The sequence below is a fragment of the Streptomyces sp. MBT65 genome (assembly GCF_016612545.1).
Classification (GTDB): domain Bacteria; phylum Actinomycetota; class Actinomycetes; order Streptomycetales; family Streptomycetaceae; genus Streptomyces.
On the sequence record NZ_JAENRY010000232.1, the window covers coordinates 1 to 12,193 of the forward strand.

Genomic DNA, 12,193 nt, shown 5'->3' on the forward strand with positions numbered 1-12,193 from the left:
CCCCCCACCAGATGCTCGGCCCGCGCCCCGTCGAAGAACACCTCGTTGAACTCACTGGTCCCCGTCAACTGCCGTATGGGCCGCACCTCGACGCACCCCGGCTGATCCATCGGCACCAGCAGAAAACTCAGCCCCCGATGCCGCCGCGACCCCACCTCGGTCCGCGCCAACACAAAACACCAGTCGGCCTCATGAGCGAGCGAGGTCCAGATCTTCTGCCCGGTGACCCGATAAGACCCGTCCCCACCGTCCCGCACCCCAACAGTCCGCACCCCCGCCAGATCGGACCCGGCCCCCGGCTCGCTGTACCCCTGACACCACAACTCGTCCCCAGCGGCAATAGCGGGCAGAAAACGGGACTTCTGCTCGTCGGTACCATGCGCGATAAGGGTAGGGGCCAACAAATTCTCCCCGATATGCCCGGACCGCGGCGGCGCGGACGACCGCGCGTATTCCTCGGCCCAGGCGACCTGTTGGGTGAGAGTGGCGCTGCGATTCCCGTATCCGTCCTCCGGCCACCCCAGCCCTATCCACCCACCCTTGCCGAGTGTCCGTTCCCAACTGCGCCGATCCTGCCCGGAATCGACATGCGCACAGAGCCACTCCCGAACCTCTCCCCGAAACACGTCATCAGCGCCACTGAATCCAAAGTCCACAGGGGGTCCCCTTCCAACACCGGCCAGATCAACTAACCCAGGGGCGCGAGGCTGTATCAATATGCGGCTCCGCCGCGTGAGCGCGACCAGCCCCAACGCACCCGCACTCACTACACAACTGAACCTCCCGCCCTCCTAGGCGTTAGGACGACTCCCCTCCCGCGCAGCCCGCTCCATCTCCTGCAAACGCGCAAGCATCGGCATCGGATCCACCCCCACAGACCCCGGCAAAAACTCCGCGATCCTCTCAGCCGTCCAACCGCCGGAGGCATACGCGGCCCGCAATTCCCGAGGCTGAGCCCACACCGCGATCTTCGGCCCCGCAACGGTATAAACCTGCCCGGTGATCCCCACCTCCCGAGCCGAGTCGGACAGCAGATAGACAACCAACGCCGCCACATCCTCCGCAGACCCGATCTCCGCCAACTCCATAGGAACATTGGCCGACATACGCGTACGAGCGACAGGCGCCACCGCATTGGCGGTGACCCCGTACTTGTTCAGGCCCAGCGCAGCGCTCCGCACCAGCGAGATGATCCCGCCCTTGGCCGCACTGTAATTCGCCTGCGAAACCGACCCCTGATGATTACCGCTGGTGAACCCGATCAAGGTCCCGCCCCGCTGCTTCCGCATCACCGCGGAGGCCGCCCGAAAAACAGTGAACGTCCCCTTCAAATGCGTGGCGAGAACCGGATCCCACTCCTCCTCGGACATATTGAAAAGCATCCGCTCCCGCAGAATCCCGGCAACGCACACCACCCCGTCGAGACGCCCGTACGAAGCCAGCGCGACATCGACGACCCGCTGCCCACCGGCCATCGTCGAGATGTCATCGGCGACGGCGACCGCCTCACCGCCCGCCGCCTCGATCTCCTTGACGACACCCGCGGCGATCTCACTCGTCGGCGACGCCCCGTCCATCGAGACCCCGTAGTCGTTGACGACGACCCGCGCCCCCTCGGCGGCGGCCGCGAGCGCGACCGCCCGTCCGATGCCCCGGCCCGCGCCCGTGACGGCGACGACCTTGCCTGCCAAGAAGTTCCCCATGTCCGGCCCCTCCCGCAGTTTCTGACGGTCCGTTAGATTCGACTCAGATTCTACGACCCGTCAGATGCCTGAGGACAAGCCCCGGGGAGGCCCCGATGTCACCGCCGACACTTGGTCCGGAGTTCCACGACATCGCCAAGCGCGTGAACAACTGGGGCCGTTGGGGAGCTGACGACGAGATCGGCACCCTGAACCTGATCACCGACGAGGTGGTCCGCGAGGCCGCCGCCGAGATCCGCACCGGGCGCCGCATCCCCCTCGCCCTCCCCCTCCAACAGGACGGCGTGCAGACGGGGTTGATCCCCGGCCGGATCAACCCCCTGCACGCGATGGTGCAGATCAACCAGGAACTCTTCGGCCCGGGCACGGTCGCGTGCAGCGACGACGCGGTGACCCTGGGGCTCCAGGCCGGCACCCACTGGGACGCGCTGACCCATGTCTCGCACTCGGGCAGGCTCTACAACGGCCGCCCGGCGTCCACCGTGACCCCGCACGGCGGCGCCGAGTTCAGCGGGATCGACAAGGCCCGGCACATCGTCTCGCGCGGGGTACTGCTCGACGTGGCACGCGCGCGGGGGGTCGATCGCCTCGAAGGCGGGCACGCCGTGACCCCCGAAGACCTGGAAGCCGCCGAGGAGTTCGCCGGCACGCGGGTCCGCGCGGGCGACATCGTGCTCGTACGGACCGGGCAGGTGCAGGTGTATCTGGCCGGCGACAAGCACGGGTACGGCTATCCGTCACCCGGGCTGTCGGTCCGTACGCCGGAGTGGTTCCACGCGCGCGATGTCGCGGCGGTCGCCAATGACACGCTCACCTTTGAGATATTTCCGCCGGAAATAGCGGACTTGTGGCTGCCGGTGCACGCTCTCGACCTGGTCGAGATGGGCATGCTGCAGGGCCAGAACTGGAATCTCGAAGAGTTGTCCACAGCCTGTGGACAAGAGAACCGCTACACGTTCCTCCTGTCCGCGATGCCCGAACCTTTCGTCGGCGCGACGGGAACCCCGGTGGCCCCGATCGCCATCCTCTAGGACAGTCCGGTTTTGACGAGGGCCGGACTTACGGTCGGATGGCGGCCCGCTGCTGCCCACCCCGAGCACGGCACCGCGTGCCGCCATCCGACTCCGGCGCCCCGTCCTGGCCCCCGGCCCCGAGGGGACCCACGCCGAACGCGATCCACACTCGCCGAGGGCTCCCGTCACCGAAGCCCTCGCCGTCCCCTCGCGGCGAATCGCTGCCCACAAGCGTGACCACCTGGTCACTTCGCGTCAACGCCCATCCGGGGATTTATTCCGTAAGCCGCATTTGTCACCGGGCGCGCACGGAAGCACGGCCCGGCGCATCTCCGCCCGGCACTTGCAGACAGCACCTACAACCCGAGGCACGTGGACACGTGGGGCACCTGGGGCACCCGCGACCGGGACCTACACCGCTTCGTACGCGAAGCCCTCGAACTCGAAGCCCTCGTACGCGGTGACACCGCCGCCGAACTCGGCCACGGCCTGGCGGGGTTCACTGTCCCGGTCGATCTCGCACCAGATGCGCTTGCCGGTGCCCTCGGCGCTCCAGCCCCAGCGGTCGGCGAGGCCGTCCACGAGGGCCAGGCCGCGGCCGCCGGTCTCGTCGCCGTCCGCACAGCGCGGCACGGGGGCCTTGCAGCTGGTGTCCGCGACCTCCAGCCGTACGGTCGCCGACTCGGTCGCCACATCCGGCAGGGAGAGCCGCAGCACGGCCGGACAACCGGTGTGCACCACGGCGTTGGTGACCAGCTCGGAGACGAGCAGGATCAGCGTCTCCGCGAGCGGCTCGTCGGCCTCTATCCCGGACACCGCGAGCCGCGAGCGCGCCCACCGCCGGGCTCGCCCCACCTCGGCAGGGTCGGGCCGGATCTCCAGCTGCACTTGAAGCACCTGCACCGCTCACACCATCCGAACCGGCGGACACTTAGCCTCGCGCCTCACGAGGGCCACGATCGTAGCCATTTCCTGCATGACCAGAACAACGGCCAGAACCAGGGTCACGGAACGTGAATCCCTTGTGAGACAGCATGGTTGACGTTCAGTCACCCCAACAAGCGCTTCGGGCATATTCCAGCGCGAAGGAGTACGCGTGCGGGATACTGTGCGACGCTCGTCGCGGGAAGTCGAACAGGCAGGGGCGAAAGCCCGTTCTGCCCTGCGAGCGGCGGCGCGCACCGCCCGGTCCGGGGCCGCCTCACAGGCAACACCGGCATGGCTCGTACCTTGAACCACTCGCATCCCACACAAGGTACCGGAGCCCGCAGGCGACTCCAGGCCGTGACAAGTCACGCATAGGACACAACCCGATATCAACGCTCCGTGATTCCGGTGTGCCACGTTCCGCGACACCGTTGTCGAGCCCGTTCCGGTCACCGCAGGCAGGCGCCCCGTCAGGCCACCCCGGCCAGCAGATCCGCCGCGAGCAACTCCTCACTCTCCGTGTTCCCGCCACCACGCCGCGCGCGCACCCACGCCCGTTTCAGATGCAGATGGACCTCGGACTCCCAGGTGAAGCCCATCCCGCCATGCACCTGAAGACAGTCCCGGGCACCGCGCACGGCCGCCTCGTCGGCCAGCAGCCGGGCCGCCGCGATGTCCACCGGATCGCCGGTCACCGCCGCCGCGTACACGGCGGCCCGCGCCACCTCGACCCGCACCAACGCCTGCGCACACAGCTGCTTGACGGCCTGGAACGCCCCGATCGGCTGCCCGAACTGCTCCCGCGTCCGGGCGTGTTGCACCGCCAGCTCCCCCACCCGCCCGGCCGTCCCGAGCTGCTCGGCAGCACTGAGAAGAACAGCGACAGAACCGGCACGCGCCGGAGCCGGCACCCGATGCAAGGGCGTCAACGGATCCACCGACCGCAGTTCTACGGCCCCCTCGGCCCCCGGCAGCACGACATCGGCCTCGTCCAGCCACTCCACGAGACGGCCATCGGCGGCGGCGACCACCGTCTCCCCGGTGGCCGCCCCCGGCACCACCCCGGCAGCGAGATGGGTCGCCACCAACGGCCCGGGCACCAACGCCGCCCCGACCTCCTCGAACACCAACACGGCTTCGGGCAGCCCGAGTCCGGCCCCTCCGTCGGCTTCGGACAGCCGTAGGGAGAACACCCCGAGGTCGCCGAGGGCCTTCCAGAAAACCCGGTCCAGCCGAGGAGTACCGCTCGGGGGCGCGGCCGGCCGACCACCGACCATGGCTCGCACCGCGTCCCGCAACGCCCGTTGATCATCGGTCAGTTGAAAACGCACAGCTCACCGCCCCTTCGGCAACCCGAGAATCCGCTCGGCCACGATGTTCTGCTGAATCTGCGAAGTGCCCGCAGCGATCGTGTACGACAACGACGACAACCGGTCCAGCACCCAAGCCCGCTCCAGATCGAGGGAGTTCGCGCCGAGGACATCCGCCGCCACGTCGTACAGCTCCTGACGGGCGTGCGAGTAGCGGAGTTTGAAGACCGAGCCGCCCACACCCGGTACACCGCCGGAGGCCTCCGCCTCGCTCACGTTCCACTGCGTGAGCCGCCACAACGCCCTGAACTCGGCGTTCAGCCGCCCCAGTTGCCGCCGGAGCACGGGATCGTCCCACCGCCCGTTCCGCCGTGCCTCCACGGCCAGCTCGCCCAACACCCGCCGACAGGCGACGACCTCGCCCACGAAAGCCGTACCGCGCTCGAAGGACAGCGTCACCATCGTCACGCGCCAGCCGTCGTTCTCGTCCCCGACCCGGTTGCCGACCGGCACCCGCACCTCGTCGAGGAACACCTCGGCGAACTCCGCGGACCCGGCGAGCGTCCGCAGCGGCCGTACGGTGATGCCCGGCGCGTCCATCGGCATCGCGAGCCAGCTGATCCCCCGGTGCTTCGGCGCCGCAGGGTCCGTGCGGACCAACAGCTCGCACCAGTCGGCGACTTCGGCGTGCGAGGTCCAGATCTTGGAACCGGTCACCACGTAGTCGTCGCCGTCCCGCCACGCGCGCGTGCGCAGCGCCGCGAGGTCGGAGCCGGCGTCCGGTTCGCTGAAGCCCTGGCACCACACCTCGTCGCCGCGCAGCACGGGCGGCAGCCAGCGCTCCCGCTGCTCGGCCGTGCCCTCGGCCGCGATCGTCGGCCCGGCGTGCAACAGCCCCACGAAATTGGCCCCTACGTAGGGCGCGCCCGCCTTCTCGGTCTCCTCCAGGAAGATCAGCCGGGTGGTCGGGGACGCACCCCAATGGACGTCGCCGTACCCGGCGTCGTACAACATCCGCTGCCAGCCGAGGTCGTAGCCGCGCCGGGCCGGCCAGTCGTCCGGGGACGGCTTCGCGGGCAGGGTGGGAAGCACCTTGGCGAGCCACTCCCGCAACCGGGCCCGGAACTCGTCCTCCTCGGGGGTGTAGGAGAGGTCCATTACTTGTCTAGGTCCAGGCCCAGCATGCGGATCGCGTTGCCCCGCATCAGCTTGTAGACCGTCTCGTCGTCGAGGCCCTTCACATGGTCGAGGGCGACCTCCTTGGTGTGCGGGAAGGTCGAGTCGACGTGCGGGTAGTCGGTCTCGAAGGTCGCGTTGTCCCGCCCTACCACGTCCAGCGAGGCGACCCCGTGCTTGTCGCGGAAGAAGCAGCAGAACATCTGGCGGTAGTAGTACGTCGACGGGGGCTCGGGGATGAGATCCCGCACCCCGCCCCACGCGCGGTGCTCCTCCCACACGTCGTCGGCGCGCTCCAGGGCGTACGGAATCCAGCCCATCTGCCCTTCGCTGTAGGCGAGTTTGAGGGTCGGGAACTTCACCAGGACCCCGCTGAAGAGGAAGTCCATCATCGAGGCCATCGCGTTGTTGAAGGAGAGCGAGGCCTGTACTGCGGGGGGCGCGTCCGGCGATGCGGCGGGCATCTGGGAGCTGCTGCCGATGTGCATGTTGACGACCGTCCCCGTCTCCTGGCAGACCGCGAAGAACGGGTCCCAGTAGCCGGAGTGGATCGACGGCAGTCCGAGGTACGTGGGGATCTCGCTGAAGGTCATCGCGCGGACGCCGCGTGCCGCGTTCCGTCGGATCTCCTCGACCGCCAACTCCACGTCCCACAACGGGATCAGGCACAGCGGGATGAGCCGACCGCCGCTGTCGCCGCACCACTCCTCGACCATCCAGTCGTTGTAGGCGCGGACGCAGGCGAGGGCGACCTCCTTGTCGTGCGCCTCGGCGAAGGTCTGGCCGCAGAAGCGCGGGAAGGTCGGGAAGCAGAGCGAGCCCTCGACATGGTTGAGGTCCATGTCCGCGAGTCGCGCCTTGGGGTCCCAGCAGCCCTGGCGCATCTGCTCGCGGGTGATGCCCTCCAGGGTCATCTCGTCGCGGTCGAAGCCGACGGCGGCGATGTTCCGCTTGTACGGGAACTTGAGGTCCTCGTAGATCCACCAGTCGGTGGGCGGGCCGTCCGGGTCCATCGTGATCTGGTACTTGCCCGCCACGTAGGCGAGTTCGCCGATTCCGGCGGTGAGCGGCTGCGGACCGCGCTCGCGGTACTTCTTCGGCAGCCAGGTCTCGAAGAGGTGCGCGGGTTCGATCACGTGGTCGTCGACGCTGATGATGCGGGGCAGTTCGGTGGCCATGGGTTCCCCTCCGCCGGACGGTACTTATCTGATGACCCGTCAGATAGCATGTCACCTGACGAGTCGTCAGCCAAGGAGGGGGACCATGAACGAGACGCCGCACTCCCTGAGTTCCTCCCGCACCCTGTGGGAACTGGTCGTCCGCCGCGCCGACTTGACCCCCGACCGGCCGGTCTTCCTCCAGGACGACCGGGCCCTGACCTTCGGCGAGTTGCGGGACCGCTCGGAGCGCGTGGCGGCGGGCCTGTACGACATGGGCGTCCGCCCCGGCACGGTCGTCGCCTGGCAGTTGCCCACCCGCATCGAGACGGCCCTGCTCTCCTTCGCGCTGGCCCGCCTGGGCGCCGTACAGACGCCGGTGATCCCCTTCTACCGGGACCGCGAAGTCGGCTTCGCGCTACGGGAGTCGAAGGCCGAGTACTTCGCGGTGCCGGGCACGTGGCGCGGCTTCGACCACATGGAGATGGCACGACGGCTCGGCGCGCGGGGGATCTTCGAGGCGTACGACGACGCCCAACTCCCCGACGGAGAGCCGTCCTTGCTCCCCGCCCCGCCCGCCGACGGCACCTCGGTCCGCTGGATCTACTGGACCTCCGGCACCACGTCCGACCCCAAGGGCGTGCTGCACACGGACCGTTCGCTGATCGCGGGCGGCTCGTGCCTCGCGCACGCGCTGCGGCTGACGGCGGACGACGTGGGGTCGATGGCCTTCCCGTACGCGCACATCGCCGGGCCCGACTACACGGTGATGCTGCTGCTGTACGGCTTCCCGGCGGTGATGTTCGAGCAGTTCGCGCTGCCGGACGCGCTGGAGGGGTACCGCAAGCACGGGGTGACGGTGGCCGGCGGCTCAACCGCCTTCTATTCCATGTTCCTTGCCGAGCAGCGCAAGCAGCCCGACCGGAAGGTGATTCCCTCGCTACGGCTGCTCGCGGGCGGCGGGGCGCCGAAGCCGCCGGAGGTCTACCACTCCGTCGTACGGGAGATGGGGGTCCAACTCACCCATGGCTACGGCATGACCGAGGTGCCGATGATCACCATGGGCGACCCGGAGGACACCACCGAGAACCTCGCCACGACCGAGGGACGACCGCCCGAGGGGATGGAGATACGGATCGCCGAGGGCGGGGAGGTGCGGCTGCGCGGGGAGGCCGTGTGCCAGGGGTACTTGGACCCGGCGCAGACGGCGGAAGCCTTCGACGCGGACGGGTTTCTGCGTACCGGGGACCTGGGGGTCGTCACCGACAGCGGGCATCTGATCCTCACCGGGCGGCTGAAAGACGTGATCATCCGCAAGGGGGAGAACATCTCCGCGAAGGAGATCGAGGATCTGCTGGCCGCGCATCCGGACGTCGGGGACGTGGCCGTCGTAGGGCTGCCGGACGCGGAGCGTGGGGAGCGGGTCTGTGCGGTGGTCGAACAGCCGCCGGGGGCCGGGGAGTTGACCTTGGCGGCCGTGACGGACCATCTGCGCGCGGAAGGACTGTCCGTGCACAAGCTGCCGGAGCAGCTGGAGATCGTGGACGCCCTTCCGCGCAACGAGACCCTGCGCAAAGTGCTCAAGTACAAGCTGCGGGAGCGCTATTCGGGTCCCAAGACGGATCCCAAGACGGATCCCGGGACTATTCCGGGACGGTGAAGTAGCGGGCGAAGGAGGAGACGATCTCCGCCTCGCCGACCTTGCCGTCGCTGTCCGTGTCGAGCGCGGCGGCCGCCATGGCGGCGATGTCGTCGGGCACGCCGAGGGCCTTGAGGACGCGCACGGTGTCCGCGATGGTGGCCGAGCCGTCGCCGTCCGGGTCCGCGACGTCGAGGGCCGCGTGCAGGAAGGGGCGGCCGATCTCGGCGAAGCGCTCGGGGTTGTCGCGCAGCCGCTTCACCGCGCCGCCCACGAACTCCTCGCGGCTGACCCGCTGGTCGCCGTCCCGGTCCGCGATGCCGGCCATGCCCTGCCAGAACGCCTCCGCGCCGATGTACAGGGCCTGTCCCTTGTCGGAGCGGGCCGCCGTGCCGAACTCCGCGAGCAGCGCCTTGGCCGCCGAGTTGAAGTCCTCGCGGTCGATGAAGCCGTTGCCGTCCTGGTCGAAGGTGGCGAACCGGGCGGCGATCCGTCGCTCGTACTCGGTGCTGACCATGTCTTTCGGGCCGCCTTACTCATGTGGGGTGCGCTTGGCTGGAGCGTACGACGCCGGGGCGGGTCCGGGAGCCGAAAACGTCGCTTGTACCAAGACCGGGGAAATTCCGAAACAACGGCGTCACGCGGGAAACCCACGGCGTCATGCAGGAGACCCACGGCGTCACGCCGAGAGGGGGTCCGCCTCTTCCTCGGGGTCCTCTTCTGTGGCCGTCATCACATCGGGATAGACGTCGAAGAGGCGGCGCACACCGAGGGCGCCGAGGACGCGGTTGACATGCGAGCCGTCGACGGCGCCCCGCGCGGGCAGCACCACGCGCAGATGGCCCTGGCAGGAGCGGATGAGGCGGCGGGAGGCGATGAGCACGCCGACGCCGCTGGAGTCGCAGAACAGCACCTCGGAGAGGTCCAGGACCAGGCTGTGCCGCCCCTCGGCGACCACGTCGTGCACCCGTCGGCGCAGCACCGGTGAGCTCACCAGGTCCAGTTCGCCGGACACGAGGAGCACGGACCAGTCGCCGCGCTCGCCGTCGTTCACTTTGAAGGCCACCGTCGCGCCTCTCGCTAGCCGGAACTCCCGGAGACCGTCCGGAAACGGAAGCCGTACCTACGCTTCCTTGCAGCGCGGCTGCCCAGCGGCCGTTCCCTGAAACACGGGGGCAGAAACGGAAACCGGCCCGAAGAGGCTTGTTCTAGTCGCCTTCGATCCTGTTCGATCAGGTGTGGGCGGGGTAGGCGCCGATCCGTTACCACTCGCGCCGCTTCGGGGGCGTGCAATTGCAGAATGGGGGGTGCGCTGTCAGACGTGCCCACTACATTCGAAGAGACGGTGAGCGCACGCTTGACTTGGGCACGGACACGGTGAGGGGGCCGCATGGCGACGAAGGACGCACCGCCCCGTTGGGACCGCAAGATGCAGCAGCGGCTGGCCCGCGGCGAGGCGGCGGCCCTCGGTGAGCTGTACGACCGCTTCGCCTCCCTCGTGCACTCCCTCGCCCACCGCGTCCTGGGCGACGAGCGCGCCGCCGACGGCATCACCCGCGAGGTCTTCGCGCATGTGTGGGAGCACCCCGACGCCTACGACCCCAAGCAGGGCCCGCTGCGCTCCTGGGTGGCCGCGCTGACCCACCGCCTCGCCGTGCAGCGGCTGCGCGTCACCGAGACCGTCGCCCTCGCCCACGGCGGCGAGGGTTCCACCGAGGAGCTGGAGCGCAAGGTCCGCCGCGCCTCCGTCGCCGCCCGCGCCGACTACATCGTCACGTCGATGCCCGCCCCGCTGCGGGCCGCCCTGGAGCTGGCCTACTTCCAGCGCCGTGACTACCGCCAGACCGCCGCCGACCTCGGCGTCACCGAGGACGAGGCCCGCCGCCGCCTCCGCCTGGGCCTCCAACTCCTGTCCACCGCCCATGACGCCGGCGCTCCGCCGGGAGCGGGGGGTGGGACGTGACCGACGCGTGGCGGGACGGGTTCGAGGGTTTCGAGAGGTACGAGGGCTACGAGGCGTACGGCGAAGGGGCCGCGGAAGGTGAGGAGGTCGTGCCGGCGCAGGGTGGGGCGGGGAGCGGGGGTCCGGGTGGGCCCGCGGACGGCGACGGCTCCGCGCAGGGCGGTCGCGGGGACGGCCGGCCTGTGAACGACGGCTCCGGGAACGGCGGTTCGGTGAACGACGACGGTGACGGCGACGACGGCGTGCGGGGTGGACCGGGCGGTTCCGGTGACGGCTCGCACGGTGACGCGGGCGGTTCCGGTGGTGGTTCCGTGGACGGCGGTTCCGGGAGCGGTGCGGGGGAGCCGCCGTGGATCCCGATGCCGCGTGCCTCCGTGGAGGACGGTGGGCGTCCGCTGCCCGAGCTCGATGTGTCCGAGGCCCGGGCCGTGCCGCTGGTGCTGGAGCACCGGGTGCTGAAGGCGCTGCTCGGCGCGTGGGCGCTGGCCGCGTGCTCGGCGGCGGAGACGGCCGCCGTGGAGGAACACCTCGGCGAGTGCGGGCCCTGCGCGGACGAGGCGCTACGGCTGCGCGGCGCGGTCGGACTGCTCCACCCCGTCGAGCCGCTCGACCTCGACCCCGGGCTGCGCACCCGTGTCCTCACCGGTTCCTTCGACCGCCGGCCGCCGCGCATCCCGGTGCCGGAGTGGGCGACGCCGTACGACGCGGAGACCGCGCGGCTGGACGCGCTGTTGCAGGACATAGGTGACGCCGAGTGGCACGCGCCCGTGCGGCTGCGCTGGTTCGAGGGCGAGGGGCCGACGAGTCGTCGTACGACCGTCGCCGGGGTGATCGCGCATCTGCTGACCGTCGACGGGCTGGTCGCGGCGGCGCTGGGGCTCGAGGACCCGCTGACCGGGGAGGTCGCCAAGGCGGCGACACCGGCCTCACGTACCGAGGCGTACTGGCAGTCGTCGCACTTCCCGCCGAGCCGGTCCATTCGGCCGCCCTGGCGCGAGCAGAGCCACAACATCGTCCGCACGGTGTCGTTCACCGGCGGCAGCACCGGCAAACTCGCCGTCTCCTACGGGGACTTCGAGCTTCCGTTGCACGATGCGATGCTCGACCGGGCCTTCGAGTGCTGGGTGCACGCGGAGGACATCGCGGAGGCGGTGGACTATCCGTACGACCCGCCGTCTCCTCGGTATCTGAACCGGATGATCGATCTCGCCGCGCGGATGTTGCCGGTGGTGTTGGCGGAGCGGCGGCGGCACGGGTTGGCTTCGCCGGGTGGGGGGCGGCATCTGGTCGGTGCGGGGGAGGCCG

The 12,193-nt window shown here is 69.7% G+C and carries 12 protein-coding genes; 4 read left to right on the forward strand and 8 right to left on the reverse strand.

From position 1 onward, the window contains the following. Nucleotides 1-656, reverse strand: a 656-nt coding sequence (locus JHN63_RS37175; protein WP_200689285.1) for an acyl-CoA dehydrogenase family protein, incomplete at its 3' end; no start/stop codon positions are given. Between the two features lie 135 nt (nucleotides 657-791). Next, nucleotides 792-1,703: an SDR family NAD(P)-dependent oxidoreductase gene (locus tag JHN63_RS37180; RefSeq protein WP_200689286.1), complete on the reverse strand. Its 912-nt coding sequence runs from the start codon at nucleotides 1,701-1,703 to the stop codon at nucleotides 792-794. A gap of 95 nt (nucleotides 1,704-1,798) precedes the next feature. Here JHN63_RS37180 and JHN63_RS37185 point away from each other — a divergent pair, with 95 nt between their 5' ends. Continuing rightward, nucleotides 1,799-2,734, forward strand: a complete 936-nt coding sequence (locus tag JHN63_RS37185) for a cyclase family protein (RefSeq protein WP_200689287.1) — start codon at nucleotides 1,799-1,801, stop codon at nucleotides 2,732-2,734. Nucleotides 2,735-3,127: 393 nt separating this feature from the next. Here the strand turns inward: JHN63_RS37185 and JHN63_RS37190 are convergent, their stop codons facing one another. The 4 genes from JHN63_RS37190 to JHN63_RS37205 form a co-directional block, all read right to left on the reverse strand. Beyond that, a complete protein-coding gene (locus tag JHN63_RS37190; protein WP_200689308.1) occupies nucleotides 3,128-3,604 on the reverse strand; it encodes an ATP-binding protein in 477 nt (158 codons plus the stop codon). 509 nt (nucleotides 3,605-4,113) lie between these two features. Beyond that, nucleotides 4,114-4,974 (reverse strand): acyl-CoA dehydrogenase family protein, encoded by an 861-nt coding sequence (locus JHN63_RS37195; protein ID WP_200689288.1) that lies wholly within the window; start codon nucleotides 4,972-4,974, stop codon nucleotides 4,114-4,116. Nucleotides 4,975-4,977: 3 nt separating this feature from the next. Continuing rightward, nucleotides 4,978-6,111, reverse strand: coding sequence for an acyl-CoA dehydrogenase family protein (locus JHN63_RS37200; RefSeq protein WP_200689296.1), 1,134 nt, complete (start codon nucleotides 6,109-6,111; stop codon nucleotides 4,978-4,980). Continuing rightward, complete coding sequence (locus tag JHN63_RS37205) at nucleotides 6,111-7,307, reverse strand: amidohydrolase family protein (RefSeq protein WP_200689298.1); 1,197 nt, start codon at nucleotides 7,305-7,307, stop codon at nucleotides 6,111-6,113. The genes JHN63_RS37200 and JHN63_RS37205 overlap by 1 nt, the downstream gene beginning before the upstream one ends. Before the next feature lie 85 nt (nucleotides 7,308-7,392). Here JHN63_RS37205 and JHN63_RS37210 point away from each other — a divergent pair, with 85 nt between their 5' ends. Then, nucleotides 7,393-8,946 carry a class I adenylate-forming enzyme family protein gene (locus JHN63_RS37210; protein WP_200689300.1) on the forward strand — a complete coding sequence of 518 codons (1,554 nt, stop codon included), beginning with the start codon at nucleotides 7,393-7,395 and terminating at the stop codon, nucleotides 8,944-8,946. On the opposite strand, the gene JHN63_RS37215 is transcribed toward JHN63_RS37210, so the two are convergent. Both JHN63_RS37215 and JHN63_RS37220 read right to left on the reverse strand, forming a co-directional pair. Then, nucleotides 8,930-9,442 carry an EF-hand domain-containing protein gene (locus JHN63_RS37215; protein ID WP_200689302.1) on the reverse strand — a complete coding sequence of 171 codons (513 nt, stop codon included), beginning with the start codon at nucleotides 9,440-9,442 and terminating at the stop codon, nucleotides 8,930-8,932. The two genes, JHN63_RS37210 and JHN63_RS37215, sit on opposite strands and share 17 nt — an antisense overlap. A 162-nt stretch (nucleotides 9,443-9,604) precedes the next feature. After that, complete coding sequence (locus JHN63_RS37220; RefSeq protein WP_200689304.1) at nucleotides 9,605-9,991, reverse strand: STAS domain-containing protein; 387 nt, start codon at nucleotides 9,989-9,991, stop codon at nucleotides 9,605-9,607. 324 nt (nucleotides 9,992-10,315) lie between these two features. Here JHN63_RS37220 and JHN63_RS37225 point away from each other — a divergent pair, with 324 nt between their 5' ends. Both JHN63_RS37225 and JHN63_RS37230 read left to right on the forward strand, forming a co-directional pair. Continuing rightward, on the forward strand, nucleotides 10,316-10,888 hold the full coding sequence (locus tag JHN63_RS37225) for a sigma-70 family RNA polymerase sigma factor (protein ID WP_200689306.1): 573 nt from the start codon (nucleotides 10,316-10,318) through the stop codon (nucleotides 10,886-10,888). A gap of 359 nt (nucleotides 10,889-11,247) precedes the next feature. Continuing rightward, on the forward strand, nucleotides 11,248-12,193 hold a 946-nt coding region (locus JHN63_RS37230; protein ID WP_234478271.1), incomplete at its 3' end, for a zf-HC2 domain-containing protein.